Origin of the sequence: Kribbella sp. NPDC023855 (assembly GCF_040639475.1) — a bacterium.
Classification (GTDB): Bacteria; Actinomycetota; Actinomycetes; order Propionibacteriales; family Kribbellaceae; genus Kribbella.
The window spans coordinates 243,802-270,354 of sequence record NZ_JBFAAA010000007.1; the positions used below are offsets into that span (position 1 = coordinate 243,802).

The 26,553-nt window shown below is 67.9% G+C and carries 24 protein-coding genes; 15 read left to right on the forward strand and 9 right to left on the reverse strand.

Annotated elements, in window-relative coordinates:
• Positions 1-37: 37 nt before the first annotated feature.
• Positions 38-1,219 carry an ROK family transcriptional regulator gene (locus tag AB0F51_RS25135; RefSeq protein ID WP_360283925.1) on the reverse strand — a complete coding sequence of 394 codons (1,182 nt, stop codon included), beginning with the start codon at positions 1,217-1,219 and terminating at the stop codon, positions 38-40.
• Positions 1,220-1,394: 175 nt separating this feature from the next.
• Between AB0F51_RS25135 and AB0F51_RS25140 the strand changes: the two genes are divergently transcribed.
• Genes AB0F51_RS25140 through AB0F51_RS25165 form a run of 6 tightly spaced genes read left to right on the forward strand, consistent with a single transcriptional unit; the run spans position 1,395 to position 8,902 of the window.
• Complete coding sequence (locus tag AB0F51_RS25140; RefSeq protein WP_360283927.1) at positions 1,395-2,603, forward strand: ROK family transcriptional regulator; 1,209 nt, start codon at positions 1,395-1,397, stop codon at positions 2,601-2,603.
• A gap of 35 nt (positions 2,604-2,638) precedes the next feature.
• The gene (locus AB0F51_RS25145; RefSeq protein WP_360283928.1) at positions 2,639-3,514 is read left to right on the forward strand and encodes a sugar ABC transporter permease; all 876 of its coding nucleotides are present in this window, start codon (positions 2,639-2,641) and stop codon (positions 3,512-3,514) included.
• Positions 3,507-4,331: a carbohydrate ABC transporter permease gene (locus AB0F51_RS25150; RefSeq protein WP_360283930.1), complete on the forward strand. Its 825-nt coding sequence runs from the start codon at positions 3,507-3,509 to the stop codon at positions 4,329-4,331. Before AB0F51_RS25145 ends, AB0F51_RS25150 begins: the two co-directional genes overlap by 8 nt.
• A 19-nt stretch (positions 4,332-4,350) precedes the next feature.
• Positions 4,351-5,607 (forward strand): sugar ABC transporter substrate-binding protein, encoded by a 1,257-nt coding sequence (locus AB0F51_RS25155; RefSeq protein WP_360283932.1) that lies wholly within the window; start codon positions 4,351-4,353, stop codon positions 5,605-5,607.
• An 8-nt stretch (positions 5,608-5,615) separates the two neighbouring features.
• Complete coding sequence (locus AB0F51_RS25160) at positions 5,616-6,749, forward strand: glycoside hydrolase family 15 protein (RefSeq protein ID WP_360283934.1); 1,134 nt, start codon at positions 5,616-5,618, stop codon at positions 6,747-6,749.
• Positions 6,749-8,902, forward strand: a complete 2,154-nt coding sequence (locus AB0F51_RS25165; protein ID WP_360283936.1) for a TIM-barrel domain-containing protein — start codon at positions 6,749-6,751, stop codon at positions 8,900-8,902. The genes AB0F51_RS25160 and AB0F51_RS25165 overlap by 1 nt, the downstream gene beginning before the upstream one ends.
• On the opposite strand, the gene AB0F51_RS25170 is transcribed toward AB0F51_RS25165, so the two are convergent.
• A complete protein-coding gene (locus AB0F51_RS25170) occupies positions 8,895-11,966 on the reverse strand; it encodes a hypothetical protein (RefSeq protein WP_360283938.1) in 3,072 nt (1,023 codons plus the stop codon). The genes AB0F51_RS25165 and AB0F51_RS25170 overlap by 8 nt on opposite strands.
• Positions 11,967-12,122: 156 nt before the next feature.
• Here AB0F51_RS25170 and AB0F51_RS25175 point away from each other — a divergent pair, with 156 nt between their 5' ends.
• The 3 genes from AB0F51_RS25175 to AB0F51_RS25185 are packed head-to-tail and all read left to right on the forward strand — an operon-like array spanning position 12,123 to position 14,485.
• A complete protein-coding gene (locus tag AB0F51_RS25175; RefSeq protein WP_360283940.1) occupies positions 12,123-13,079 on the forward strand; it encodes a GNAT family N-acetyltransferase in 957 nt (318 codons plus the stop codon).
• 9 nt (positions 13,080-13,088) lie between these two features.
• Positions 13,089-13,496 carry a metalloregulator ArsR/SmtB family transcription factor gene (locus AB0F51_RS25180; protein ID WP_360283942.1) on the forward strand — a complete coding sequence of 136 codons (408 nt, stop codon included), beginning with the start codon at positions 13,089-13,091 and terminating at the stop codon, positions 13,494-13,496.
• A complete protein-coding gene (locus tag AB0F51_RS25185; protein ID WP_360283944.1) occupies positions 13,496-14,485 on the forward strand; it encodes a cation diffusion facilitator family transporter in 990 nt (329 codons plus the stop codon). The genes AB0F51_RS25180 and AB0F51_RS25185 overlap by 1 nt, the downstream gene beginning before the upstream one ends.
• Here the strand turns inward: AB0F51_RS25185 and AB0F51_RS25190 are convergent.
• On the reverse strand, positions 14,439-14,960 hold the full coding sequence (locus tag AB0F51_RS25190; protein WP_360283946.1) for a GNAT family N-acetyltransferase: 522 nt from the start codon (positions 14,958-14,960) through the stop codon (positions 14,439-14,441). The genes AB0F51_RS25185 and AB0F51_RS25190 overlap by 47 nt on opposite strands.
• An 81-nt stretch (positions 14,961-15,041) precedes the next feature.
• On the opposite strand from AB0F51_RS25190, the gene AB0F51_RS25195 reads away from it, so the two are divergent.
• Positions 15,042-15,317 carry a DUF1905 domain-containing protein gene (locus tag AB0F51_RS25195; protein ID WP_360283948.1) on the forward strand — a complete coding sequence of 92 codons (276 nt, stop codon included), beginning with the start codon at positions 15,042-15,044 and terminating at the stop codon, positions 15,315-15,317.
• A gap of 192 nt (positions 15,318-15,509) precedes the next feature.
• Here AB0F51_RS25195 and AB0F51_RS25200 read toward each other — a convergent pair whose 3' ends face one another.
• The 3 genes from AB0F51_RS25200 to AB0F51_RS25210 all read right to left on the reverse strand — a co-directional run bounded on the left by AB0F51_RS25200 (position 15,510) and on the right by AB0F51_RS25210 (position 19,351).
• Positions 15,510-17,108: an ABC-F family ATP-binding cassette domain-containing protein gene (locus tag AB0F51_RS25200; RefSeq protein ID WP_360283950.1), complete on the reverse strand. Its 1,599-nt coding sequence runs from the start codon at positions 17,106-17,108 to the stop codon at positions 15,510-15,512.
• Positions 17,109-17,231: 123 nt separating this feature from the next.
• Positions 17,232-18,665, reverse strand: a complete 1,434-nt coding sequence (locus AB0F51_RS25205) for a HAMP domain-containing sensor histidine kinase (RefSeq protein WP_360283952.1) — start codon at positions 18,663-18,665, stop codon at positions 17,232-17,234.
• A gap of 2 nt (positions 18,666-18,667) precedes the next feature.
• Positions 18,668-19,351 carry a response regulator transcription factor gene (locus AB0F51_RS25210; protein WP_360283954.1) on the reverse strand — a complete coding sequence of 228 codons (684 nt, stop codon included), beginning with the start codon at positions 19,349-19,351 and terminating at the stop codon, positions 18,668-18,670.
• 133 nt (positions 19,352-19,484) lie between these two features.
• Here AB0F51_RS25210 and AB0F51_RS25215 point away from each other — a divergent pair, with 133 nt between their 5' ends.
• Complete coding sequence (locus AB0F51_RS25215) at positions 19,485-20,507, forward strand: 2-dehydropantoate 2-reductase (protein WP_360283956.1); 1,023 nt, start codon at positions 19,485-19,487, stop codon at positions 20,505-20,507.
• Here the strand turns inward: AB0F51_RS25215 and idi are convergent.
• Positions 20,481-21,050, reverse strand: coding sequence for an isopentenyl-diphosphate Delta-isomerase (gene idi / locus AB0F51_RS25220; protein ID WP_360283958.1), 570 nt, complete (start codon positions 21,048-21,050; stop codon positions 20,481-20,483). The two genes, AB0F51_RS25215 and idi, sit on opposite strands and share 27 nt — an antisense overlap.
• Positions 21,051-21,363: 313 nt before the next feature.
• Here idi and tyrS point away from each other — a divergent pair, with 313 nt between their 5' ends.
• The 4 genes from tyrS (at position 21,364) to AB0F51_RS25240 (ending at position 25,320) form a co-directional block, all read left to right on the forward strand.
• Positions 21,364-22,584 carry a tyrosine--tRNA ligase gene (gene tyrS, locus AB0F51_RS25225; RefSeq protein WP_360283960.1) on the forward strand — a complete coding sequence of 407 codons (1,221 nt, stop codon included), beginning with the start codon at positions 21,364-21,366 and terminating at the stop codon, positions 22,582-22,584.
• Positions 22,581-23,288 (forward strand): 3-keto-5-aminohexanoate cleavage protein, encoded by a 708-nt coding sequence (locus tag AB0F51_RS25230; RefSeq protein WP_360283962.1) that lies wholly within the window; start codon positions 22,581-22,583, stop codon positions 23,286-23,288. Before tyrS ends, AB0F51_RS25230 begins: the two co-directional genes overlap by 4 nt.
• On the forward strand, positions 23,288-24,115 hold the full coding sequence (locus tag AB0F51_RS25235) for an NAD(P)H-binding protein (protein WP_360283964.1): 828 nt from the start codon (positions 23,288-23,290) through the stop codon (positions 24,113-24,115). Before AB0F51_RS25230 ends, AB0F51_RS25235 begins: the two co-directional genes overlap by 1 nt.
• Before the next feature lie 287 nt (positions 24,116-24,402).
• Positions 24,403-25,320, forward strand: a complete 918-nt coding sequence (locus tag AB0F51_RS25240) for a VOC family protein (protein ID WP_360283966.1) — start codon at positions 24,403-24,405, stop codon at positions 25,318-25,320.
• Between the two features lie 47 nt (positions 25,321-25,367).
• On the opposite strand, the gene AB0F51_RS25245 is transcribed toward AB0F51_RS25240, so the two are convergent.
• Positions 25,368-25,754, reverse strand: coding sequence for a hypothetical protein (locus tag AB0F51_RS25245; RefSeq protein WP_360283968.1), 387 nt, complete (start codon positions 25,752-25,754; stop codon positions 25,368-25,370).
• Between the two features lie 256 nt (positions 25,755-26,010).
• Complete coding sequence (locus tag AB0F51_RS25250) at positions 26,011-26,544, reverse strand: isochorismatase family protein (protein WP_360283970.1); 534 nt, start codon at positions 26,542-26,544, stop codon at positions 26,011-26,013.
• Positions 26,545-26,553: the final 9 nt, after the last annotated feature.

A 26,553-nucleotide genomic window follows, 5' to 3' on the forward strand; every position in this document is an offset into this window, starting at 1 on the left:
TACGGCCTCACTTCGAGAGCAGGTCGGACGGAACGGATCAGGCGGTTCGGGTGGTGAGGGACGGGCGGTTGGTTTCGTCCGGGCGGAGGTTGGGCTGGAAGAGTTCGCCGAGGAACAGGCCGGCGGCGCCCTGCGCCCAGGCCTCGTCGTCCCAGTCGTCGACGACGACCTCCAGGTCCCGCTCGAGTCCGTCGAACACCGCTCGGCGCAGGGCTTCGTCGAAGCCGGGAAGGAAGAGATCGCTCGCTCTGGTTCCCTCACCGGCGAGGACGATCAGCTTCGGGTTCAGCAGGTTGACCAGATTGCCGACGGCCGTCCCGAGGGTGCGGCCGACTTGATCGAAAACGTCACGGGCCGCCGCGTCGCTCGCGCGGGCACGCTCGACGGCTTGTTCGATGGTGGTGCAGCCGGTGGCGGCGAGAATGGCGGGCTCACCGATCAGCGCTTCCAGACAGCCACGGCCGCCGCAGTCACACAGCGGGCCGTCAGCAACGACTTTGGTGTGCCCGAACTCGCCGGCCCCACCACCAGCTCCGCGGTACAGGCGGCCGTCGAGCACCATCCCGAGCCCCACACCACGCCCGATACTGACCACGGCGACGTCGGACACACCTCGGCCGGCGCCGAACCACTGCTCACTCGCTACCAGGGTGTTGACGTCGTTGTCGACGACCACCGGCAGCCCGATGCGCTTCTCCAGCAGCGTTGCGAGATCGACGTCGTGCCAGTCGGAGTACGTCGCGTGCCGGACGACCCCACTGGCTCGGTCGATCACGCCGGCGAGCCCGACACCGACGCCGTACACGGGACTTGCCTTTGCTCTGAGCTTCTTGACGACAGCGGCCACAGTCCGTACAACGGTCCCGACGTCGTCGGTGGTGACCGACGCAGTGGCCCGTCCGACGATCCCCGCGTTGAGATCGGTGAGCACGGCGATGACCCGCGTCTCGGTGACCTTGATCCCGATCACGTACCCGGCGTCAGGTTTCAGACCGAGCAGCACGGGTCGCCGGCCGCCACCGGACGACGCGGTCTCCCGTTCCTCGATCACGCCGGAGCTGATCAGTTCGCCGACGATCTCGGACACGGTCGGCAGGCTCAGCCCAGTCCGCTTGGCCAGCTCCGTCCGCGACACCAGCCCGCCACGCAGCTCCCCCAGAACCAGCGACGAGTTGATCTCCCGGATCAGCTCCTTGCTCCCGGCTCGAACCGGCTGCACCTGCCCCACCCCCTTACTAAGGTCACCGAAGGAAGTCCTCCGGACGCTAACCCCGCTCCCGGCACCAGGTCAACAGTTCGTCTCCGTCCGGCCGCAGGTGCTGCCTCTTGACAGGCCTCCGTCAGCCGCTTAGTTTTTCACTAAATTTAGTGACGAAGTAAGTCGAGGAGAGCACGTGGCGAGTGGGCAGGGACCGATTCCGCGGGGCGACCTGGTGCCTTCGGGGATCGTCGGGTTGCTGGGAACCCAGGGGCCCACGTCGCGCACCGAGATCGCCAAGGGGCTCGGGTTGAGCCCGGCGACGGTGACTCAGGTGACCAAGGACCTGATCGCTCGCGGGCTGGTCGAGGAACTGGAGTCCGTGCCCTCGAAGGGTGGCCGGCCCGCCCGGTTGCTCGGGCTGGTGACCGATGCGGGTGTCGCGCTGGGGGCCAAGGTGACTGCCGATCACGTCGCCGTCGTGACCGTCGAACTCGACGGCACGGTGCGGTCCTCGGTGGAGCTCGACTACGACCCGGGCGCGGGCGACGCGATCGAGCGCCTCGGTCAGATCCTGGCCAAGCAGGTCGCCGAGCTGGACGACCGACTGCTCGGCGTCGGCGTCGGCGTACCGGGGTCGGTCGACTCGCAGGCGTCCGGCATCGTCGACGCCCCGACGCTCGGCTGGTCGTCGGTGCCCGTCGGTTCCGTACTGCGTGCCGCGATCGGCACGCCCGTCCTGGTCGACAACGACGTCAACACGCTGGCCGCGGCCGAGCGGCTGTACGGGATCGGTCGCGACCATTCGTCGTACCTGGTCGTCACGATCGGGCGCGGCATCGGTTGCGGGATCGTCGTCGACGGCGGCATCTACCGCGGCGCCAACGGTGGTGCCGGCGAGATCGGGCACATCCCGGTCTGGTCGCCGGACACCGAGCAACCGCCCTGCACCTGCGGCTCGACCGGCTGCCTGGAGGCCTACATCGGCGCGGCCGGCATCGCCCGTACTGCGCGCGCCCGGAAGGTGGTCGGTCCGCGCGGCAACCTCGCCACCTTGTTGCGGGCGGCCACCACTGGTGACGCTGGGGCGCAACAGCTCTTCGCGGAGGCCGGCGGGATGCTCGGTCGCGCGCTCGCCGGGGTGATCCACACCGTCGATCCCGAGGTCGTCGTGCTGATGGGTGAGGGGGTTGACGGCTGGGAGTTCTGGCAGACCGGTTTCGAGCCGGCGTTCCGCCGATCGTTGCTACCGGCCCGCAAGGACGTTGCCGTCGTCGTGGAGCCCTGGACGGAAGACCAGTGGGCCCGGGGCGCCGCCTCCCTCGTGCTCTCCTCCCCCTTCGACTCCGCCAACAACGGCGGCGAACAAAGCCGCCTGGTCCGCGCCCGCCTGGAGGCCCGATGAAGGCGAACGCGACACGTGTACGTGTCAAGCCTCGGATGACCGCAGGGTGGAAGCGGTTGGGGTGGGTGTTGTTCTTCCTGCTCCCGAGCGCGATTCCGCTGTTCATCTTCACGCTGGTGCCGATGGTCTCCTCGTTCTGGGTGAGTCTGCACAAGTGGAATCTGATCTCGCCGATGGAATGGGTGGGGCTGGGCAACTACCAGAACCTGCTCAGCGACGAGATGACGCGCCGGGTCTTCCTGCACACGTTGATCTACGTCGCCGGCTACCTGCCGATCGTGTACGCCGGTGGGCTCGCGCTGGCCCTCGCGCTCAACCAGAAGCTCAAGGGCCGTGCCTTCCTCCGGGCGACGTACTTCCTCCCGGTCGTCACCAGCTGGGTCGTCGTCGCGCTGGTCTGGAAGTGGTTGCTCAATCCAACGAACGGCCTGGTCAACCAGGTGCTCGGGGCAATCGGTCTGCCCGAGCCGGGTTGGTGGACCGATCCGCACTGGGCGCTCCCGGCCGTCATCCTGTCGTCGGCCTGGAAGGACCTCGGTTTCGTGATGGTCATCCTGCTGGCCGGTCTGCAGTCCATCCCGGCCGACATCTACGAAGCCGCGAAGGTGGACGGTTCGAGCGCCTGGCAACGGTTCTGGCGCGTCACTCTGCCGCTGCTCTCCCCGTCGACCTTCTTCGTGGTGGTGATCTCGCTGATCAACGGCTTCCAGGTCTTCGACCAGGTCTACGTGATGACGGCCGGCGGGCCGCAGGGCTCGAGCCAGGTGGTGGTCGGTCAGATCTACGACCTCACCTTCCGCTACGGCCGTGCGGGTGAAGCCTCCGCGCTGTCCTGGATCCTCTTCGCTGTCATCCTGCTCATCACCGTGGTCCAGATCCGCGGCCAGCGCCGGTGGGTGCACTATGCGTGACACCAGATCCCTCCCCGCGAAGCTCGCCCTGTACGCCGCTGTGCTGGTCGGCGCCGCGATCATGCTCTTCCCGTTCCTGTGGACCGTGATCACCTCGATCACCCCGGAGGGCTCGCTGGCCGACGGGCCGAAACTCGTCGTCGAGAACCCGACGCTGGCCGCGTACCAGACACTGCTCGACGCGATCCCGATGTGGCGGATCATCCTCAACTCGCTCGGCATCGCGATCGCCTCGACCGCTCTGCAACTGGTGACCGGCTCGATGGCGGCGTACGGGTTCGCGCGGTTGCACTTCCCGCTCAAGAACGTGGTGTTCGGCTTCTACCTGGCCACCTTGATGGTGCCCTTGCAGGTGCTGGTCGTACCGCTGTTCATCGAGATGAAGACGTTCAACCTGCAGGACACGTACTTCGCTCTGCTGGCACCCACGATCGCGTCGGCCTTCGGAGTGTTCCTGCTCCGCCAGGCGGTCACCGCAGTACCGATGGAGCTGGATGAAGCGGCCACCATCGACGGTGCCGGTCACCTGCGCATCTTCACCACCATCGTGTTGCCACTGATCCGGCCCGCGCTCGCCACTGTCGCGGTGTTCGCCTTCATGGGCAGCTGGAACAGCTTCCTCTGGCCGCTGGTGGTGATCAGGTCGCCGGAGTTCATGACGCTCCCGCTCGGCCTGTCCACCCTGCAGGGCCAGTTCACCACCCAGTGGGACGTGGTGATGGCGGGCTCCGTCGTCTCCATCGTCCCGATCGCCATCGTGTACCTGCTCGCGCAGCGCCACATCATCGCCGGTGTCGCCCACACCGGCATCAAGTAAGAGAGTGAAGGAAACCGCCATGCGCCATCTCAAAACCGTGGGCCTCGGACTGACCGCCGCGCTCGCACTCACCCTGACCGCCTGCGGGCAAGGTTCGGCGACCAAGGAGGCCGCGGCGCCGGAGGGCAAGTCCGTCGTGCGGTACATGAACTTCTCCTCCAACGACGGCCACGAGAAGGATCTGACGGCGATCGTCAACGCCTTCCAGACGGCCAACCCGAACATCACCGTCCAGGTCGAGACCGTGCCGTACGCGGACTACTTCACCAAGCTGCAGACCTCGGTGGCTGGTGGCACCGCGGCCGACGCGTTCGAGCTCAACTACGAGAACTTCGTGACGTACGCGAAGAACGGTTCGCTGGCCGAGCTGAAGAACGTCGACACGAGTGTCTACAAGAAGTCGCTGGTCGAGGCGTTCAACGACGGCGGCAAGCAGTACGGCGTACCGGAGTCGTTCTCCAACGTCGTGCTGTTCTACAACAAGGCGCTGTTCAAGAAGGCCGGTGTGGCTGAGCCGACCGAGGCGTGGACCTGGAAGGACGAGCAGGCCGCCGCGGCCAAGCTGACCGACAAGGGCGCGAAGGTGTGGGGCGACTACCAGCCGGTGTCGTACAACGAGTTCTACAAGGTGCTCGCGCAGAACGGCGGCGAGTTCCTGAACGCCGACAAGACCGCGGCGACCTTCAACTCCCCCGCCGGCGTCGAGGCGGCCAAGTTCCTGATCGACAAGGTCGGCAAGACGATGCCGACCGAGGCCGACGGCGCCGGTACGCCGGACTTCGACTCCAAGCTGTTCAAGTCGGGCAAGCTGGCCATGTGGCACACCGGGATCTGGATGTTCAGCGCGATGGCGGAGGCGCCGTTCGAGTGGGATGTCGTGGTCGAGCCGGGCAACACGAAAAAGGCCTCGGCGATGTTCGTGAACGGCCTGGTCGTGTCGGCCGCCTCCAAGAACGCGGAGGCCGCACAGAAGTGGATCACCTTCCTGGCTTCCTCGGACGAGACCACCAAGACCCGGCTCGCCACCTCCTGGGAGCTGCCGCCGGTCGCCGACGAGGCGAAGCTGGCGCCGTACCTCGACCAGAAGAAGCCCGCGAACCGCAAGGCTGTGTTCGCCGCGCTGGAGGAGACCGTGCTGCCGCCGGTGATCGAGCGTCAGCAGGAGATGCAGGACCTGGTCACCGCTGAGCTGACCGCGGCCGCGGCCGGCCGCAAGCCGGTCGAGAAGGCGCTGGCCGATGCCCAGACCAAGGTCAACGGCCTGCTGAAGAAGTGAAGGACTCGATGATCTCCACCTTGGACCTGCAGGAACTCACCCGGCTGCGTGCGCTGGCCGAGCACAGCCACGCCGTCATCACCGGGCACCAGGATGCCGGCGGCGCCTACCCGGCCTCGCCGACCTTCTCGGCGTACAAGGGGTACGCGTGGCTGCGCGACGGGTCCTTCACCGCCGAGGGGATCTCGCGGTACGGCGATGTCGGCTCGGCCGGGCGTTTCCACGACTGGGTGGACGGCGTACTGCGTCGCCGCCGCGCGCAGGTGGACGGCCTGCTCGCGGCACAGGCCCGGGGTGAGACGCCGTCGAACGAGGCGATGCTGCCGACGCGGTTCACCTTCGACGGTGAGGACGGGTCGGATCCGTGGTGGGACTTCCAGACCGACGGCTACGGGATGTGGTTGTGGGCCGTCGTCACGCACGCGAACCGGCACGGGCTGGACCTGTCGCGGTGGCGGGAGGGGATCGACGTCGCGGTCGACTACCTGGTGGCGTTCTGGGACCGGCCTTGTTACGACTGGTGGGAGGAGCATGTCGAGCACCGGCATGTCTCGACGCTCGGGGCGATCCATGGTGGATTGGTTGCTGTGGGCACCTGCGAGGCGTTGCGGTCGGCACCTTGGTCGGCGGCGGCCTTGAAGGTTGCCGCCGACATCCGTTCGCTGGTGACGGCTGAGGGGATCGTCGACGGGCACTTGGTGAAGTGGCTCGGCAGTTCGGCGGTGGATGGGTCGTTGCCGGCTTGCATCGTGCCGTTCGGGCTGGTGGCTCCGGATGACTCGCTGGCGTCGATGACGCGGGCGGCGGTGGCGAAGGATCTGGACTTCGACGGTGGGGTGCATCGGTTCACGGCTGATGTGTTCTACGGCGGTGGTCAGTGGATCCTGTTGTCTGCCCTGCTCGGGTGGAACTTGGCGGCGGCCGGAGACACGGCGGGTGCGCTGCGGCACTTGCGGTGGATCGCCGACCAGGTCGACGAGCACGGCGATCTCCCGGAGCAAGTCCCCCATCACCTGCTCCATCCCGGCTCCCTCAACGAGTGGATCGCCCGCTGGGGGACCGTCGCCAGCCCCCTCCTGTGGTCCCACGGCATGTACCTGATCCTCGCCGACGAACTCGGCATCACGAAGGTTGACTCCTGATGCTCACCCACCGCCCACATGGCACAGAACACCCCTACGCCACCTCCCCCGACCAACGCATCCCAGTCCAGCCCCTCGCCGGCGAGCAAGTGCGGCTGGGTGTGGTCGCCTCCCCCGACGTCGAGCACGTGGTCTGCGAGTGGGGCTCGATCGAGCTGCCCATGACCACAGCAGAGACGAACGCCGCGGACGCAGCCGCGCTCGCGGGCGGCGAAGGCCACCTGGCGGAGGCCCAGGCAAGCTCGCTCGCGGCGGACGGCGGCTGGTCCGTCGTGACTCCCCCGATCACCGAGCCGGTGAAGTACCGCTTCAAGACCTCCACGGAAACTACTGAGTGGTTCGAGGTCTCGCCGGCGTCCTGGGTTACTGGACGCGGTGAGGTGCGGGGTGGTGGGGAGCGGGTTCGAGGGGTTGAGTGGTTGGTGTCCTCGGGAGGGGTGCATCGGGCTCGGTTCCGGTTGGCGCTCGCTGACGGGGAGCATCTGGTGGGGTTTGGGGAGCGGTATGACGCGCTGGATCAGCGGGGGAAGTCGCTGGATGCGGTGGTGTTTGAGCAGTACAAGTCGCAGGGGGTGCATGGGCGGACGTATCTGCCAATGCCGTTTGCTCATGTGACGGGTGGGGACGGGTGGGGTTTCCATGTGCGGACTTCGCGGCGTACGTGGTACTCGTCCGAGGGCGGCGAGCTTGTGGTTGAGGTTGCGCTGGGCGACGACGCGGTGGTTGATCTCGGCATCTATGAGGGCTCGCCTACCGACGTACTGAAGCAGTTTCTGGATGAGGTCGGGCGGGCTGAGGAGCTGCCCCCGTGGGTGTTCCGGTTGTGGGCTTCGGGCAACGAGTGGAACACGCAGGAGCTGATGATGGCGCGGATGGACGCGCATCGCGACCTGGAGATCCCGGTCGGGGCGGTGGTGATCGAGGCGTGGAGTGACGAGGAGGGCATCACGATCTGGCGTGACGCCCGCTACGAGGTCACCGCCGACGGAAGCGCCCACCGAGCGACCGATTTCGAGTACCCCGCGGACGGCGCCTGGCCCGACCCCAAAGCGATGATCGACGAGCTGCACGCCCGCGGTATCAAGGTGATCCTCTGGCAGATCCCGTTGCAGAAGACCGAGTTCGACGAAGGTCAGGTGGCCGCGGATGCCGAGGCGATGGTCCGCGAGGGACACGCAGTACTGGAAGCCGACGGTACGCCGTACTACAACCGCGGTTGGTGGTTCCCGAAGGCGCTGATGCCGGACCTGTCCACCCAGCGCACCCGCGACTGGTGGACCGCGAAGCGGCGCTACCTCGTCGAGGACCTCGACGTGGACGGCTTCAAGACCGACGGCGGCGAGCACGCCTGGGGACACGACCTCCAGTACGCCGACGGCAAACGCGGCGACGAAGGCAACAACCTCTTCCCCGTGCACTACGCCCGCGCCTTCGGTGATCTGTTGCGTTCGGCCGGCAAAGCACCGGTGACGTTCTCCCGGGCCGGCTTCACCGGTTCGCAGGCGCACGGCATCTTCTGGGCCGGCGACGAGGACTCCACCTGGGAGGCCTACCGCGCATCGGTGACGGCCGGTCTCACCGCGGCATCCTGCGGAATCGTCTACTGGGGCTGGGATCTGGCCGGCTTCTCCGGCCCGGTCCCCGACGCCGAGCTCTACCTGCGCGCAGCCGCGGCCTCGGTGTTCATGCCGATCATGCAGTACCACTCGGAGTTCAACCACCACCAACTCCCGCTCCGCGACCGCACCCCGTGGCACGTCGCCGAGACCACCGGCGACGACCGCGTCATCCCGCTCTTCCGCCGGTACGCCGACCTCCGCGAGCGCCTCGTCGGGTACCTGACCGAGCAGACCGCCCTGACGATCGCCACCGACCGTCCGTTGATGCGCCCGCTCTTCTTCGACCACCCGGCCGACGAGGAGATCTGGAACCATCCCCACCAGTACCTTCTCGGCAACGACCTCCTCGTCAACCCGATCCTCGAACCGGCCGCCACCACCTGGACGACGTACCTCCCGGAAGGCGACTGGATCGACGTGTGGACGGGCGAACCGGTTCCCCACGGCCTGGTCACCCGCGAGGTGCCGCTCGAGATCGTGCCCGTCTACTGCAAGGCGGATCGTTGGTCCGAACTCGCGAGCCTCTTCAGCTGATGCCGAGGGCAACTAGTAGGTCGTGCAGCGTGCCGTAGCCGCGGCAGTCCGGAGCGCACTGCTTGTCGGCCTGCAACAGCAGGTCGTTGTCGAGGTCGTTCTGACTGGCCTTCGACAGCGTCCAGCCGAGCGGGGCGGCCAGTGACGGCTGGGTGCTCTGGCTGATCACGTACACCGAGTTCGGCAACTTCTTGCGGAGCTCGGTGCACGCGGTCGAGTCCGTGCAGAAGTGCGCCGTCACCGCCGCTCGCGCTTCTTGGAGCAACGCGCGGTCCTTGGTGCCATCCTCTTTGCCCGTGATGAACTTCGTTGCCGGTGGCACCAGCAGTTCGGGGACGGAGGAGAGACTCGTCCCGGGCTTGAAAGTGTTGCCGATCCCTTCCACCGGATCGTCGTTGCCGACGCTGTAGTCCTTGCCGGTGCCGTTCTCGACGTAGACGACCAGCGGTACCACGACCTCACCGGTGCCTGCGGCAATGACCTTGTCGTTGTGCTCCCGTACGGCGGCTCCCCAGGCCGGCGCGAGATCGACGATCGTGCCGATCCCCGTGTTGTCGGTGTAGCCGCCATCGACCAACTGGGCCGGCTTGAGGTCACCACAACGGCCGACGACGCCGGACGGCGTGACATAGGGGAACCGGCTGGCCAGCAGACCCGCACTCAAGGCCTGCAGGTTGCCGACACATCCTGGGTCCTTCCGATCCGCTGTCGGTCCAAAGGCGCCGAAGAGGTCGTAGTTGTGCGCACCCGCCACTCCAGCGCCGCAGACGGGCGAGCCGTTCGCAGTACGGGCTCCTTCGCTGAGATCGACCTGACTCACCAGCGCGCGACAGCCGTTGCGGACTGCGGTCGTGGTCAGGATCAACTGTCCGGTCATCGCGTCGTCGGCGCTACCGTCGTCCGGCAGGAACAACCTGCGGAGCTCCGGGACCTTGCGTTCCCAGGCCGTCTCCATCAGCCCGGCCCGATCCAGCGGTTGCCGTGAAGGCGTCCGGTACTCCGCGGCCGCGTCGAACCGCAGCCCGGCGACGCTCGCGAGCAGATCGCTCGACATGAACGAGATCGTGGCAGCGCCGAGTGCTTCGTGACCCGCCATCTCCTTGACCGCACTCAACGGCCGGTCGTGGAACCGGGCGACCGTCAGCCCGAAAGCACCTCCGCTGGCACCGCCGGAGAACAACACTGCATGCTTCGCGCAACCATTGCCTGCCGTACTGAGTTTCTCCACCGCGGACGCGGTCCAGTACGCCGCGCGGATGCCGCCACCCTCCGCCGCGATCATCACCATCGGCCGTAGCGTGAGTCCGCCTTGCAACGGGACCTTGCACCGCGTCGACTGACGTTCCCACGCGTCGAACGCCTCGCGCAGGGTCAGGCGATCCGGCGGTTCGGCGGTCGCGTCGGCCGTCACCGGATGCACCTCGGTCTTGCCACCGATCAGGGCGGTCGCGACCATCGCGACGATCAGCAGGCCGAGGACCGGCGTCGCCCGCAGCCTCAGCAGTCGCGTCTGGAAGACCTCGGGTGGTTGCCGCTCCTGGGCGTAGGCCACGATCACCGCGATCAGGATCATGAGCGTCGCCAGCCCGAGCATCGTCGCCGCCAGTACGCCGAGCGCCTCGGCGATCCGGCGCGGGAACGATCCGAGCAGCAGCATCGCGACCGCGGCACCGAACACGATTCCGGATCGGACCTTGCTCCGCGGCTCCACGTCGACCTGCGTCTGACCGTTGGGGTTGACGCCGGGCGTGGCGAGGTGGCCGTACCAGCCGAGCAGGCCGGTGGTGTTCGGCCGGCCCCAGCGATGGATCGCTTGCAGAACGGGCCACGAGACCAGCCACGGAACGATGGCCAGCACCACCCCGATCACCAGCGCCACCGACGGGTGGACGACGTACGACGAGCCGAACAGCCCGACCGCGTCACCGGCCGCGAGTCCGGCAAAGGCGCGGACCATGCCGAGACCACCGAGGGACACGGCCGTCACGGCGAGCATGTCGCCGGCGACCATCACGTCGCGGGGGAACCACGGCCCGACCGGGCGAAGCGGCTTCGGCTCGACGTCCAGGTTCTTGCGGAAGAGGTACGACAGGACCAGCACCAGCACGGGGATCAGGCAGAACATGACCAGCCGTCGCTTGAAGACCTCACCTTGATCCATGACAACGATCAGGAGCGCCACCACCGGGAGCAGGGTCGGGCCGATGATCCAGAGCTTCAGGTTGTGGCGGCGGGGTTGACCAACCTGGTCGTAGAACGGCCATCCGTGGCTGGCGCCGTTCACGCGCCGCACGGCCCAGTCGGCACGGAGCCGGCCGAGCAAGAAGAGTGCGGGCAGCAGCACCGCGTAGTACAGGAGGGCGGCGATGAAGGCGTGGCGGACGCCGGTGCCGGTGTCGAGCCAGCTGCGTTGGACGTCGGGGAGTTGGTCGAGGACCTCTGTGCCGGGGATGACCGCCAGCAGAGCGAGCGGTAGGAAGGCGAGCAGACTGAACCGCTGGATCCACAGCGCGCGGCGGATCCGTGGGAACCCTGCCTTGATCGTCGGCCAGTGGCCGCGGACCAACAGGATGAGCACGGCGACGAGAGCGGCCCACTTCAGCGTGGTGATCAGCATGAGGATGATCGCCTGCGTGTTCGACACGCAGTCGGCGGCGGCACAACGCTCGGTGCCGAGCCAGTAGGTCAGCAGGTTCTCGGCCACGTCGAGACCCGCCAGCATCAGAACCGGGCCAATGGCAACGAACCGTCTCAGCGCCGGCACGTAGAGAGCGATGAAGACGAAGTCGAGGACCAGATAGATCGCCAGCAAGGGCAGCCAGTCGTTCAGCTGTTCACTGGTGAGCTTCCCGTGCCACCCGCCGTACTCCGTCGCCGCGAGCGGTCCGCTCATCCCGTTGAACGACCACGACGATCCGCCCTCGGCCAGGAATCCGGCCGCGAGCAGGCTGATCTCGTTCAGCGCCAGCCACACCGCACCGAGCGCGGCCAGCATCCCGCCGACCCACCGGAAGTCGGCGGGCCTCAGTTCCTCTTCCCCCACTGCCGTCGCGACCATCGGCATTTCGCCCCCACAGCTCCAGCGCCGAAGCTTCCCCCATCACATGCAGTTACATTCCTGCACACTCCGCAGCATCCAGCAAGAGTTCACTCGCCCGGGGCCGACGGAACGCGCTGTCCATCTTGCTTTACATGCGACTAGGTCGCATATGCTGCCGACGTGACCTTGACACTTCGCGCTGCCGTTGCCGCCGACGGGCCGGCCCTGACTCAGTTGGTCCGGACGTCTGCCGCGTACGACGGTGAGTACCGGGCGATGATTTCCGAGCAGACCATCGATGCCGCCTATCTGGAGAAGAACCCGGCGCGGGTGGTTGAGAACGACGGGCGGCTGGCTGGGTTCTACACGCTGCTCATCCCAGGTCGCGGTGAACCGGGCGAAGGCGAGCTGGACTACCTGTTCGTTGCCGACGACCAGCAAGGTGCCGGCATCGGGCGGTTGCTGATGACTGATCTGCGCCGCGAGGCCGCGCGGCTCGGGCTGCGGCGGATCCACATCGTCTCGCACCCGCCGTCGGAGGGGTTCTATCTCGCGGTCGGCGCCCGGCAGGTGGGCACGCGTCTGCCGAAAGGGCGAGTGACCTGGTCGCAGCCGGTCTTGGTTCTGGACTTGCCAAAGATCGAGGTCCGGCGGGCGACTCCGGGCGACGGTGCGGCGATCGGGAGCGTACATGCGGCGTCGTGGGAGGCGGCGTACGCGCCGTTCTTCGACGAGAAGTTCGCGGCGGGTGAGATCGCCTCGCGGTTGACTCGGTGGCACGAGCGGGTCGCCGATCCCAAGGGGCTGATCCTGCTGGCCGAGCTGGACGGGCGTCCGATGGCCTTCTCGTGGAGTGTGCCTTCACCGGAGCGTGCCGGCCAGGCCGAGATCTACAGCTTCTACGCGCATCCGGACGGCTGGGGCACTGGTGTCGCGGCGGCTCTGATGGCCGGGACACTGGACCAACTGCGGGCCGACGGATTCACCGCCGTACACCTGTGGACCCTGCGGGACACGCCTCAGTCGCGCCGCTTCTACGCGAAGTCCGGCTTCCGCGAGACGGGCGCCACCACCGAACGCGACTTCGGTGACGGGGCGCCACTTCCCCAGGTGGAGTACGAATGTCCCATGGCCTAGGCTGGACGTATGAAGAGTTCTGCAGATGTGCAATCGCCTGCGGCGATCGACGGCTGCGCTGTGCGGCTGGTCGATCCGGAGCGGGTGGCGGCCGTCCACGCCAGGATGCCTTCTGAGCAGGACGTCGTCGACACGGCCGATGTGTTCGGCCTGCTCGGCGATCCGCGCCGGCTGAAGTTGCTGGTCGCGCTGCTGGACGGCGAACTGTGCGTCTGCGATCTCGCCGCGGTGACCGGGATGAGCGAGTCGGCCACCTCGCACGCGCTCCGGTTGCTCCGGGCCCACCGGGTGGTCTCGGTCCGCCGGGACGGCCGGATGGCGTACTACCGGCTCGACGATGCGCACGTCCGGATGCTCGTCGACCTCGCCGTCGCACACACCGAGCACACCGACGCAATCCATCCGGAGCGTGGCTGATGGGCGCCGGTCACGGCCATGGGCATGGGCACGGCGTCAGCGCCGCGGCCGACCGGAAGTTGCTGAGCGGGGCGCTCGCGCTGATCCTGGCGTTCATGGCCGCCGAGGTCATCGTCGGTTTCGCGGCCGGCTCGCTCGCACTGATCACCGACGCCGCGCACATGCTCACCGACGCCGCCGCGATTGCGCTGGCCCTGATTGCGATCCGGCTCTCGGCCCGGCCGCCGGCCGGCGGGTTCACCTTCGGCTTCAAGCGGGTGGAGATCCTCTCGGCCCAGGCCAACGGCATCACGTTGCTGCTACTCGCCGCGTTCTTCGTGTACGAGTCGGTCAGCCGCATGATCGATCCGCCGGAGGTCGAGGGTGGACTGGTCCTGATCACCGGTGTGGTCGGCATCGTGGTGAACCTGATCGCCACCTGGCTGATCAGCAAGGCGAACCGCTCGAGCCTCAACGTCGAAGGCGCCTTCCAGCACATCCTCAACGACCTGTTCGCCTTCGTCGCCACGGCGATCGCGGGTCTGGTCGTCCTGCTCACCGGATTCGCCCGCGCCGACGCGATCGCCGCGTTGATCGTCGCCGCGCTGATGCTGAAGGCGGGCATCGGGCTGGTGCGCGACTCCGGCCGGATCTTCCTCGAAGCCGCTCCGGCCGGGCTCGACCCGGCGATGGTCGGCGCCGAGCTCTGCGCAGTACCGGGGGTGGTCGAGGTGCACGATCTGCACGTCTGGGAGATCACGTCGGGTGAGCCGGCCGTGTCGGCGCACATCCTGGTCAGCGAAGGACTCGACTGCCACGACATCCGCAGCCGGATCGAGACGCTGCTGGCCGAGCGGCACCACCTGACCCACGCGACGCTCCAGGTCGACCACGCGTCAGCCGACGTACAGGCTGCTCACTGCAGTGACTCCCACGGCGAGGTGCACCGGCCGGTCCCCGAGATCAAAGCCGCTGATACAGGACCTGACCCGGCCACTGCGAGTCATTGATCGGTACGCCGAACGGCTCGCCGCGGGTGAAGCCTTCCTTCTCGTAGTACCGGATCAGGGCTTCGTCGCCGCCGCCGAAGCAGTCGACTCTGAGTAGCTCGACGCCGAGGTCACGCGCCAGCTTGCGCGCATGGTCAAGCAGCTCGGTGCCGATACCGGTGCCCTTCGACGCCCGGTCGGTCACGAGCAGGCGGATGTAGAGCTCGGGCTCGTCGGCGGGTGGCACGTAGGCGGTCGGCGCACCCACGGCCAGCGCGCCGACCACGCGCCCGTCCAGCTCGGCGATCCACAGCCCGTCGCCGGCGGCGAACTCCTCGATCTGCTCGATCCGGCGCGGGTTGGTCGAGTGCGGCTCGGTCCCCCACTGGTCGGTCCGGCCGTTGGCGACCAGCCACTCGGTGGCCTTGTCGAGCAACCCGAGGACCGCCTCGACGTCGCCGGGCCCGCCACGCCGAATACTCAGAGAAGATGTCACCGGATCATCCTCGCACTGTGTCGAAAACCGGATGACAGCCTCTACGTACTCAGTGAAGGCCGATCCTGAGGAGGAAACATCATGACCACCAAACTGGACAAGACGTTCACCGCGCCGCTGCAGAAGAGCCCGGCCAAGGGCGGGTGGACGTATCTGCAGATGCCGGGCTCCGCCGAGTACTTCGGCACCCGCGGCCTGGTGAAGGTCCGCGGGACGATGGACGGGCACCCGTTCGAGAGCTCGTTCATGGCCCTCGGCGACGGCACCCACAAGCTCCCGGTGAAAGGCGAGCTCCGGGAGCTCCTGGGCAAAGACCCCGGCGACGAGATCACCGTCCACCTGGAAGAGCGGCTCTAGGACCGGGTTGCGGGTGGCCAGGTGAAGGCCGGGTCGCGCTGGTAGTCGTCCCGGCGCCATTCGAGTGCCGTCCGGACCATGTAGTGGGCACCCGCCCAGTCGGTCGCGAACCCGCCCAACTGCAGCAGGTGTACGTCGATGCCGAGCGGCGCGACCTCCGCCGCCAGCGCTGCTCGGCGAGCGCCCGTGGGATCAGGCGAGGGAGACCAGGTCCAGGTAGTCGTCGGTCCACAGGTCCTCGGTGGCGTCCGGCAGGATCAGCACGCGGTCCGGCCGGAGCGCCTCGATCGCGCCCTCGTCGTGGGTGACCATCACGATCGCGCCCGGATAGTTGCCGACGGCACCGAGCACCTCGCCGCGGGAGGCCGGGTCGAGGTTGTTGGTCGGTTCGTCCAGCAGCAGCACGTTCGCACCCGAGTGGACCAGGCCGGCCAGCGCCAGCCGGGTCTTCTCCCCGCCTGACAGCACGCCGGCCGGCTTGTCCGCGTCGTCCCCGCTGAACAGGAACGACCCGAGCACGTTCCGTACTTCGCCGTCGGTCAACCCCGGCGCGACGGACGCCAGGTTCTGCCGGACCGTACCGGCCAGGTCGAGGGTGTCGTGTTCCTGCGCGAAGTACCCGAGTCGCAGCCCGTGCCCGTGCACCACCCGGCCGCTGTCCGGCTGTTCCCGGCCGGCCAGGATGCGGAGCAGGGTGGTCTTGCCCGCGCCGTTGAGGCCGAGGATGACCAGTCTGCTGCCACGATCCACGGCCAGGTCGACGCCGTTGAGCACCTGCAACGCGCCGTACGACTTGGTCAGTCCGCTTGCCGCCAACGGGGTGCGGCCCGACGGGGCCGGGTCGGGTAGGCGGATCTTGGCGACGCGGGCGGCACGGCGTACCGGCTCGAGGTCGGTGAGGAGCTTGTCGGCCCGCCTGGCCATGTTCTTGGCGGCCATGGCGGTCGACGCGCCCGCGCGCATCTTGTCCGCCTGCGCGTGGAGCACGGCGGCTTTGCGCTCGGCGACGTGCCGCTCCCGGGTACGACGACGCTCGTCCAGGTCCAGCTGTTCGAGGTACTTCTTCCAGCCGGTGTTGTGGATGTCGATCGTCGTCCGGTGCGGGTCCAGGTGGAAGACCCGGTTGACCGTTGCCGCCAGCAACTCGCGGTCGTGGCTGATCACCACGAGACCGCCGGTGTAGCCGAGCAGGAACGAGCGCAGCCAGCTGATCGAGTCCGCGTCGAGGTGGTTGGTCGGCTCGTCGAGCAGCAGCGTGTCGTGCTCGGCGAACAGGATGCGGGCCAGCTCGACCCGGCGTCGCTGACCGCCCGAGAGCTCCCCGACGGGCTGGTCGAGGGCACGGGTGGGCAGACCGACACCGGCCGCGAGACGAGCGGCCTCGGCTTCGGCCGCATAGCCTCCGGCTGCCTGGAACTGGGTTTCCGCTTTGGCATAAGCGGCCATGGCCCGCTCCTGAGCCTCACCGGTGGTGCTGCTCATCGCCGCTTCGGCCTTCCGCAGTCTCTGTACTGCGAGGTCGAGGCCGCGCGCGGACAGGATCCGGTCGGTGACCGTGACGGCGGGGTCGGCGGCGCGCGGGTCCTGCGGCAGGTAGCCGACGGAGCCGGTGGACGCGATGCTGCCGCTCGCCGGACGGTCTTCGCCGGCCAGCGCCTTCAGCAAGGTGGTCTTGCCCGCGCCGTTACGGCCGACCAGGCCGATCTTGTCGCCGGGGCTGATGTGGAACGAGAGGCCGGACAGCAGCAGGTGGGCGCCGACGCGAATATCTACACCGCGGACGGTGATCATGATGGTTACTCTCCGTGATAGCAAGTGGACGCACTTCGGGTCAGGAAGCGGGTCCGCAGCTAGACACAGAGGCAAGTAGCCATACCCCAAGACTAAGTGCCCGGCTCTCCCCCGTCAGTTGATTTATTCGGGGTTGCGGGCGGGGAGTTCGATGATGAAGCGGGCGCCGCCTTCGGGGCGGTCTTTGGCTTGGATGGTGCCGTGGTGCCATTCGACGTGGCGGGCGACGATGGCCAGGCCCAGGCCGATGCCGCCGCGCTGGGCGTCGGTGCGGCTGTCCGGGGACGAGTCGCCGCGACCGAAGCGTTCGAAGATGCGGTCGCGGTCGGCCGCCGGGATGCCCGGGCCCGCGTCGTCGACGTACACGATGACGCCCAGGCCGCCCGCCTTGACGCTGACTCCCTTGCAACCGCCCGCGTGCTGCTCGGCGTTGTCGACCAGGTTGGCGATCACGCGTTCGAGCCGCCGCTTGTCCGCCTCCATGGTCAGCTCGGCCGCCTCCGGTGACACGTCGGTGATCTCCCGCCCGGCGGTCGCGTCCGCGGCGGCGCGGACCAGGTCAGCGATCCGGACCGTCTCCCGAGTCCCCTGGTCGCCGCCGTCGTCCCGCGAGATCTCCAGCAGATCGACCACCAGCCGCTGGAACCGGTCCAGGTCGTCCCCGAGCAGCTCGAGCGGCTCGCGCACCGACCCGGGCAGCTCGGCACGATGGTTCTGGATCAGCTGCATCGAGTTCATCATCGTCATCAACGGCGTCCGCAGTTCATGACTGATATCGCCGGCAAACCGCGCATCGGCGGCCACCCGTTTCTCCAGCGCCGCCGCCGTGTGGTTGAAGGAGCGCGCCAACCCGCCCAGGTCCGGATCGTTCTCCGCCTCCAGCCGGGCATCGAGCTGGCCCCGCGCCACCCTCGCCGCGACCTGGGTCAGCTCGGCCAGCGGCCGCAACGCCAACGTGCTCGCCAGCCGCCCGACGGCCAGCCCCAGCATCGCGGTCACCAGCGCGGCCAGCACCAGCGTGATCTTCAGCATCCGCAGAGTGTTGTCGAGCTTCGCCAGCGGATGCAGCGCGAAGAACGCCTCGCCAGGGCTCCCCATCGCCACCCCGACCGCGAGCACCTGCCGGCCACCCACCTCGATCCGCCGATGCACCTCGATCCCGCTCCGCGCGGTCGACACCATGTCGGCCGGCACATCGTCGGGCTGCGCCGCAACCGTGTACCAGCTGCCGTTGTAGCCGAGCAGTTTGGCGGCCGAGTCGGTGGACGGCAGCGCCTTGACCAGGTTCATCACCTTGTTCGGTGGCACCGCGACACTCGACTGGCACTCGGTGTCGTGCCGGCGTACGGCCTGGCAGTCCGGGGTCAGTCCGTAGAGCCCGTAGTGCAGCGTCGCCGCGTTGTCCTTGGTCTCCACGATCGCCGACGACGTCCGCTGATTGGTGAGGTAGTTGGAGACCACCCCGAAGATCACCAGCGCCAGTACGCCGGACAGCCCGAGCGCCAGCAACCCGTAGGCCAGCATCACCCGGTCGCGCAGGCCGAAGCGCCCGAGCACGGTCAGCTCACCAATCGGTAGCCGAGGCCGCGGGCCGTGACCACGTGGGTGGGGCAGGCCGGGTCCCGCTCGATCTTCAGCCGCAGCCGGCGGACGTGGACGTCGACGATCCGGCTGTCACCGAAGTACCCGTAGCCCCACACCTTCGACAGCAGGTGCTCGCGGCTGCAGACGCGGCCTTCCATGTTCGCCAACTCGACCAGCAGCTTGTACTCGGTCCGGGTCAGCGGCAGCGCCTTGCCGTCGCGAAACACCGCAGCGCCCGGTAGGTCGATCTCCAGCTCGCCGACGACGATCCGCTGCAGCACCGGCGCTCCGTTCGGCTCGACCCGCCGCAGCAACGCCCTGATCCGGGCCGACAACTCCTTGGCCACCAGCGGCTTGGTCACGTAGTCGTCGGCGCCCGCCTCGAGCCCGGTGACGACGTCCTGGCTGGCGGTCCGCGCGGTCACCATGATCACCGGTACGGCGCTGATCCGCCGGATCTCCCGGCAGACGGTGAACCCGTCGAGGTCCGGCAGCATCAGATCGAGCAGCACGATGTCCGGCGGGTTGCGCCGCAGCGCCGTCAACGCGTCCAGCCCGTTGGCCGCCTCGGCCACGTCGTACTCCTCGGCCTCCAGGGCGAGCCGCAGTACGCGCCGGATGCGCGGGTCATCCTCGACCAACAACAGACTGTGCGCCACCGGACTAGTGTCGCGCGTCGAGGCGGTGTCACCCAATCCCTCGTGCCCGACTCCGGAAAGTGAGCCGTCCACAGGGCTGACTCGCCGATCCGGTTGGATGATGGTTGGCGGCGGACGGACGAGGAGGCTGATTGTGACGATCGCGGTGTACGGCGCAGGCGGGATCGGCTGCTACGTCGGGGGACGGCTCGCGGCGACTGGGGCTGACGTCGTCTTCGTCGGCCGGCCACGGCTCGCGGCCGAGCTGGCCGAGTACGGCCTTCACCTGACCGACTACCTCGGCGCCAACCTCGCAGTACCGGCTGAGCAGGTCCGCTACGAGACGACGCCGGCTGCTGCGGCCGAGGCTGAGCTGGTCCTGGTCACGGTCAAGTCCGCCGGTACTGCGAACGCCGCCGACGAGCTCGCCGCGGTACTCAAACCCGGGGCGACCGTGGTCAGTTTCCAGAACGGCATCCGCAACGGTGAGGTGCTCCAGGACCGGCTACCGAACCACACCGTGTTGACCGGGATGGTTCCGTTCAACGTGCTCAACCGCGGCGGCGGGGCGTTCCACCAAGGGACCGAGGGCGCGCTCGACGTGCAGCAGCACACGGCTCTGCAGCCCTTCGAGGACGCCTTCGAGCGGGCAGGACTCCCGCTGAAGCAGCACGCCGAGATCCTGCCGGTCCAGTGGGCGAAGCTGCTGCTCAACCTCAACAACCCGGTCAACGCGCTGTCCGGGCTTCCCCTGCGCCAGGAGTTGGGGCAGCGCGACTACCGCCGCTGCCTCGCCGCGGCCCAGAGCGAGACGCTCGACCTGCTCAAGGCGGCTGGGATCACCCCGGCTCAGCTCACCGCCCTCCCGGCTCACCGGATGCCGACCGTACTGCGCCTGCCGGACTTCATCTTCCGGCGGCTGGCGGCCAGGATGCACGCCGTCGACCCACTGGCCCGGTCGTCGATGTGGGAGGACCTGCAGGCGGGACGGCGTACGGAGGTCGACTACCTGAACGGTGAGGTCGTCCGGCTGGCCGAATCCCTCGGCCGCACTGCTCCGGTGAACGCCAAGCTGACCGCCCTCATCCACGCGGCCGAGTCGGGCCAGTCCGCCTCGATCTCTGGAGCCGAGCTGCTCCGGACCCTCAGGTCAGCCCAGGCGGGCAGCGGCAGGTAGCTCGCCTGGATCGGCCTTCGGCCATTCCGACGGGTTGCCGCCGAGTGCCTTCAACTCAGCCAGTTGCAGGACGCACCAAGGCGAAAGATCAATCCAGGCGGCGAGGTTACTCCACTCGACCCACTCGTAGGCCGCGACCTCGGCCGGATCGGGGACGGGCTCGGTGGCGACAGTGACCCGAAAGACCGGGCACAACTCGTTCTCGACGATGCCGTCGGGCATCTCGGCGCGATACCGGAAGGCGGGCAGAACCAGGTCCACCGTCGTCGCGACCAGGCCGAGCTCGTCGGCCAGCCGGCGGCGTACGGCGGACTCCATCGGCTCGCCCGGAAGTGGGTGCCCGCAGCAACTATTCGTCCAGACGCCCGGCCAGGTCCGCTTGCCGAACGCACGCTGGGTCAGCAGCAGCTGGCCGCGGTCGTCGAACACGTAACTGGAGAACGCCAGATGCAACGGCGTCGCGGCGTGATGCACCGTCGCCTTGTCGGCCCGCCCGACCGCGCGGCCGGCCTCGTCGACCAGCACCACCTGCTCCGTCTCCACCTGAAGAGCCTAGCCCGACCTCCGGACGTCGTACGGCCCGGACCGCTTCCACTCACCAACCTGCTCCCCTGTAGCGCGGGGCACACCACCTGCGCCTGGCCGAATGAGGTTTGTGAGTGGCGGCGGTCCGGGTTAGCCTGGCCGGGTGACGCAGCGAATCGCGCAGTATCGACCGGCTCTGGGACGAGCCGGCTTGCTGTAGTTCGCTCCACCCCAGAGCCTCCGAGGCAGGATCCCGTCCGGGTTCCTGCCTCTTTCCGTTGCCGGAGGCGCTCGTCCGGGGTGCCTCTCGCCCAGCTTTGAGAGGAACCTGATGACCAACGGACCGGCCGTGCTCGAACGGCTGCGGCGGACGACCGACACGATTGTCGGCGAGACCGACCTGATCGAGCGGCTGAACTCAGGACGCCCGCTGCGGATCAAGTACGGCGTCGACTGCACCGCTCCCGACCTGCACCTGGGGCACGCCGTCAACCTGTGGATGATGCGGCAACTGCAGGATCTGGGGCACCGAGTGGTGTTCCTGCTCGGCGATCTGACCACCCGGATCGGCGATCCGACAGGTCGTTCCGAGACGCGCCCGATGCTCAGCCCCGAGCAGATCGAGGAGAACGCGGCCTCGTTCCTCGACCAGGTGTCACTCGTCCTGCGCACCGACCCGGAGGTCTTCGAGGTACGCCGGAACTCCGAGTGGTTCGGCACGATGGAGGTCTCGACGCTGCTCGGGCTGTTCAGCCAAGTGACTCACGCGCAACTGATGGCGCGGGACATGTTCCGCGAGCGCGTCGCGGCCGGACGGGAGATCGCGCTCCACGAGCTGATCTACCCGGTACTGCAGGGCTACGACAGTTTCGCGATGGACAGCGACCTGACCATCGTCGGGTCCGACCAGCTCTTCAACGAACAGCTCGGCCGGCACTTCCAGCAACGACTCGGCTCGCCGCCCCAGGCGCTGATCATCACCACGATCACCCCCGGGATCGACGGCGGTCCCAAGCAGTCGAAGTCGCTGAACAACTACATCGCGCTGACCGACACCCCGAAGGACAAGTTCGGCAAGCTGATGAGCCTGCCCGACTCGTTGATCCAGGTCTACGCGCACGTCTACACGGAACTGCCGCTCGAGGTCGTGAGCGCCCTCGGCGATGCCGCCGCCGAGGGTGGTCCGGCGGCCCGCGACGCCAAACTCAAGCTCGCCGCCGCGGTGGTGACCCGCTACCACGGCGCGGGCGTCGCGAAGGCCGAGCGAGCGGCGTTCACCGAGCAGTTCAGCCGGCGCAGTACTCCGGCCGACCTGCCGGAGGTGGCCGTGACGACCCCACAACCGACCATCCTGGACCTGCTGCAAGCGGCCCGGCCGGAGCTGAGCAACTCCGAGCTGCGCCGGTTGATCCGCCAGGGAGCAGTCTCGATCGACGACCGGAAAGTCCACAGCCATGACCAGCAGATCGCCGTCACCGAACCAGTCACATTGCGCTCCGGCTCCCGCACCTTCCACCGCATGATCCCCGCGAGCCAGGGCGACGAGCGATGAGCGCCATCGTGAAGGCGTGCCTGAACGGGGACCGCTCACGGGCCGACCACCCCGCAGTACCGGTGACTCCGGCGGAGCTTGCTCAGGCCGCGTACGACGCGGTTGCGGCTGGGGCTGACGCGGTGCATTTCCATCCGCGCGGGGCCGACGGGCGCGAGAGTTTGCGCTGGTCGGATGTGGAGCCGGCGGTGGCCGCAGTACGGGAGCGATGTCCTGAGTTGCCGCTCGGGGTGTCGACCCGGCAGGAGATCGAGCCGGAGCTGGAACGGCGGCTGGCCTTGCTTGGCGAGTGGTCGGCTGGGCCGGACTTCGCCAGCGTCAATTGGCATGAGGAAGGTGCCGAGCAGGTCGCGGATCTGCTGGTGGAGCGCGGGATCGGGGTGGAGGCCGGGCTGTTCACACCTTCGGCCGCACGCAAGTTCCTGACCTGGCAAGGGCCGGTGGTGCGCGTGCTGGTGGAAGCACTGCCAGGGATCTCCCCCGGCGCGGATGGTGTGGAGGCGGCGCGGGAGATGCTGGCCGTGCTGCCGGCCGGCTTCGACGTGGTGGTGCACGGGGAGAACGAATGGGCCTGGCCCGTGCTGAAATGGGCGCGGGCCGAGGGCTACGGGGTGCGGGTCGGCTTCGAGGACATGCTGACCGGGCCGCAGGGTGAAGCTGTCGCTGGCAATGGCGAGTTGGTCGCTTATCTGAAGGGAAACTGATGACGATTCTGGTCACCGGAGCAACGGGAAACGCGGGTGGGGCGGTTGTGCGTGCTTTGGCCGCGAAGGGGGTTCCTGCCAAGGCGCTGGTTCGCAAGGCGGTTGAGCTGCCCGATGGGGTCGAGGCCGTCATCGGCGATCTCAACCAGCCCGACACTTTTGCCGATGCGCTTCCCGGGGTTTCTGGGATCTTCCTGCTGAGCGGGTACGAGCGGATGGAGGAGTTGCTCGCGAACGCAGTACAGGCTGGGGTACGCCGGGCTGTGCTGTTGTCGAGTAGCTCGGTGGTTGGTACGGATACGCGCAATGCGATCGCGCAGTACCACGGGGATGCTGAGGCTGCTGTTCGGGCGTCGGGGGTGGAGTGGACTTTCCTGCGGCCGCACGCGTTCATGTCGAACACCTTGCGGTGGCTTGACCAGCTTGCTGTTGGTGACGTGGTGCGGTTGCAGTTCCCGGAGGTGCCGATCTCGACGATCCACCCGGATGACATCGCTGACGTGGCTGTTGCTGCGCTGACCGAGGATGGGCACGCGGGGGCGGCGTATCGACTGAGCGGACCGGTGGCGCTGCGCCCGGCCGAACAGTTGGCGATCGTGGGAGAGGCGATCGGCCGGCGGTTGGAGGCGTATGAGATGAGCCCGGAGGAGACGCATGAGGCGCTCTTCGCATCGATGCCGGCGCAGTACGCAGAGGCGATCGAGGCGTTCTATCGCGACGGGATCATCGACGAAACAACCGTGACGGATGTTGTGGAGAAGGTCACGGGGCACGCGCCACGGACTTTGCAGCAGTGGGCTCGGGAGAACGCCGCACTCTTCAGCTAGACGGTGGGGTGGGTGACGCCCACGCGTGCTCCTACGTCGCCCGCTCCCCCCAGCTACCCTCGCTCCTCCGTCGCTCGTCCCGCTGCCGTGACTACTAGTCGCGCCGGCGACCCGCCCGACTGGCTGGTCGCCGGTGCGACGACCCGCCACCCGCTCATCTGTCGCCGACCGTTCGCCAGCTCACTGCACTGGGGATCCGGACGAGCCGTGTCGAGAACGACGACTCGGCTCCGACTTGTCAGTGACAGCAAGTACTCCGACCTGCGGCGGACAGGAGACAAACGGACATGACGAGGGTCTTTGCCCAGGCATCGGTTTCGCTGGACGGCTATATCGCCGGACCGGGCGGTACCGGGTTCGACGAGACCGGGGCCATCGTGGTCGGGCGGCGGCTGTTCGACGTGACGAAGGGATGGGGAGGGTCACATCCGTCGGGCGTTCCGGTGTTCGTGGTGACACATCAGCCGCCGGCCGGCTGGTCCAACACCGATACGCCGTTCTCGTTCGTCACCGATGGTGTCGCGGCAGCCATCGAGAAGGCCAAAGTCGTGGCCGGCGGCAAGCAGGTGGGCATCGGTCCGGGCTCGACCGTTGGACAGGCTCTTCGTGCCGGCCTCGTCGACGAGCTCCGCGTCGACCTCGTGCCGGTGACGCTCGGCGGCGGCGTCCGCATGCTTGCCGGCCTCGACGACCAACCGCGCGACTTCGCCACCCCTCGCGTGATCGAAGGCATCGACGTCCACTCACCTCAGCTATCAACTCCCCTGACCAGACCATTCCGAAAGGCCCTCGACATGATCGACAACCCCACTCCCGCCGTCCAGCCAGGCGCGTTGATGCTCGAACTGGTCATTGTGCCGGTGAGCGACATCGACCGGGCCAAGGCCTTCTACACCCAGCAAGTCGGTTTCACCGCCGACGTAGATGTCAGCCCGGCCGAAGGAGTCCGCGTCGTGCAACTCACCCCGCCAGGCTCCTATTGCTCGATCACACTCACCTCTGGTCTGCCGGAGGCCGAGATGCCGCCCGGTTCGCTCCGCAGCCTCCACCTGGTAGTTGCCGACATCGAGGCCGCTCGCTCGCAACTGATCGAACGCGGCGTCGACGTCGCACCGACAGAGGACTCCGGCGGCGTCTTCTACGCCCGTTTCGCCGACCCAGACGGCAACACCTGGGTCCTCCAGCACATGCCCTGGCGCAGTTGACCCTCAGCAGTGTTGCTCATGAGGGGCTCTCGTCGATAAGGGATCGCTCAAACGCGGGTGAGCTCGGATGCCTGGAATATCCGCTCCTGGCCTGTGCACGAGACGACGTCGATCAGGGCTATGTCTACGAAGCCTCCACCGACGGCTATCTCGTCGCCTGGCCGGCAGGCCAGCTGTCCTGTGGCATCAATCAGGGCGGGTGTGCCGTCACGGAGTTCGACACTCCAGCCTTGAGGCCAGGCCACATCGATGTCGACGAGGCGGTCAGTACCGTCGCCAGTGCCCATAGGGGTACGGACCACCAGGCAGTTTGTCGAAGTGTCAATCTCGAGGGTTCCGATCAACTGCGCCTGTAACGCCACGGTAGGGACTTCACGTTGAACAGTCAGACCGGGCATCACAGCATCGGGGCTCTGCTGCGCGTCGCCATTCATCGGATCATCTCCAGAGCTTTCTCTGAGCGGCCGATCACCGAACTGCTCCCAACCCAGCCAAACACATCAGCGGGCGACGGAGGAGCACGCGTGGGCGTCACCCACCCCACCGGGTTCGCCTGGGCGTCAGCACACGACCAACCCGCCGAGCGCGTCTTCTGGGGCGACTAGTAGTCACGGCAGCGGGACGAGCGACGAAGGAGCGAGGTAGCTGGGGGTGGGGAGCGGGCGACGCAGGAGCACGCGGGGGCGGGAGTTACTCCGGGCTGAGGGCTGCGACGTACTGGGTGCCGGTGCAGGTGGTGCCGAATCTGGGGAAGATGTAGGAGACGGCGAACTCGTGTGCGTGGGCGTGGAGGCCGGTCATCGCGTCGGTGACGTAGACGGTGTCGTAGCCGTGTTCGTCGGCGATGCGGCCGGTGGACTCGACGCCGAAGTTGGTGGCGATTCCGGCGAGTACGACGGTCCGGATGCCGCGAGCTCGCAGTACGTCGTCGAGGCCGGTCTGGTGGAACGCGCCGACCGTGTGCTTGACGATCTCCACGTCACCGGGCTGGGGGTCCAGCTCGGGCGCGAAGCCGCTGCCCTCGGGCTGGACGTCGACGCCGGGGCGCTCGACCCGTACGTTGACGACCAGCCCACCGACGGACCGGGTGGCCTTGGCCAGCGCGACGCAGCGCTTCAGCACCTCCGGTCCGCTCAGTGGCGCCGTGTCCAGCGCGATGATCCGCGGCATCAGGTCGATCAGCACCAGCGCCGTCGTACGGCGCTCCAAGGCAAGAGTGGTCACACCGTCGGA

Excerpts from the sequence above, each read along its gene's own strand:
- AB0F51_RS25145 (WP_360283928.1), top strand. The coding sequence starts at position 2,639 with ATGACCGCAGGGTGGAAGCGGTTGGGGTGGGTGTTGTTCTTCCTGCTC.
- AB0F51_RS25150 (WP_360283930.1), top strand. The coding sequence starts at position 3,507 with ATGCGTGACACCAGATCCCTCCCCGCGAAGCTCGCCCTGTACGCCGCT.
- AB0F51_RS25155 (WP_360283932.1), top strand. The coding sequence starts at position 4,351 with ATGCGCCATCTCAAAACCGTGGGCCTCGGACTGACCGCCGCGCTCGCA.
- AB0F51_RS25160 (WP_360283934.1), top strand. The coding sequence starts at position 5,616 with ATGATCTCCACCTTGGACCTGCAGGAACTCACCCGGCTGCGTGCGCTG.
- AB0F51_RS25165 (WP_360283936.1), top strand. The coding sequence starts at position 6,749 with ATGCTCACCCACCGCCCACATGGCACAGAACACCCCTACGCCACCTCC.
- AB0F51_RS25170 (WP_360283938.1), bottom strand. The coding sequence starts at position 11,966 with ATGCCGATGGTCGCGACGGCAGTGGGGGAAGAGGAACTGAGGCCCGCC.
- AB0F51_RS25180 (WP_360283942.1), top strand. The coding sequence starts at position 13,089 with ATGAAGAGTTCTGCAGATGTGCAATCGCCTGCGGCGATCGACGGCTGC.
- AB0F51_RS25185 (WP_360283944.1), top strand. The coding sequence starts at position 13,496 with ATGGGCGCCGGTCACGGCCATGGGCATGGGCACGGCGTCAGCGCCGCG.
- AB0F51_RS25195 (WP_360283948.1), top strand. The coding sequence starts at position 15,042 with ATGACCACCAAACTGGACAAGACGTTCACCGCGCCGCTGCAGAAGAGC.
- AB0F51_RS25200 (WP_360283950.1), bottom strand. The coding sequence starts at position 17,108 with ATGATCACCGTCCGCGGTGTAGATATTCGCGTCGGCGCCCACCTGCTG.
- tyrS (WP_360283960.1), top strand. The coding sequence starts at position 21,364 with ATGACCAACGGACCGGCCGTGCTCGAACGGCTGCGGCGGACGACCGAC.
- AB0F51_RS25230 (WP_360283962.1), top strand. The coding sequence starts at position 22,581 with ATGAGCGCCATCGTGAAGGCGTGCCTGAACGGGGACCGCTCACGGGCC.
- AB0F51_RS25235 (WP_360283964.1), top strand. The coding sequence starts at position 23,288 with ATGACGATTCTGGTCACCGGAGCAACGGGAAACGCGGGTGGGGCGGTT.
- AB0F51_RS25240 (WP_360283966.1), top strand. The coding sequence starts at position 24,403 with ATGACGAGGGTCTTTGCCCAGGCATCGGTTTCGCTGGACGGCTATATC.
- AB0F51_RS25245 (WP_360283968.1), bottom strand. The coding sequence starts at position 25,754 with ATGAATGGCGACGCGCAGCAGAGCCCCGATGCTGTGATGCCCGGTCTG.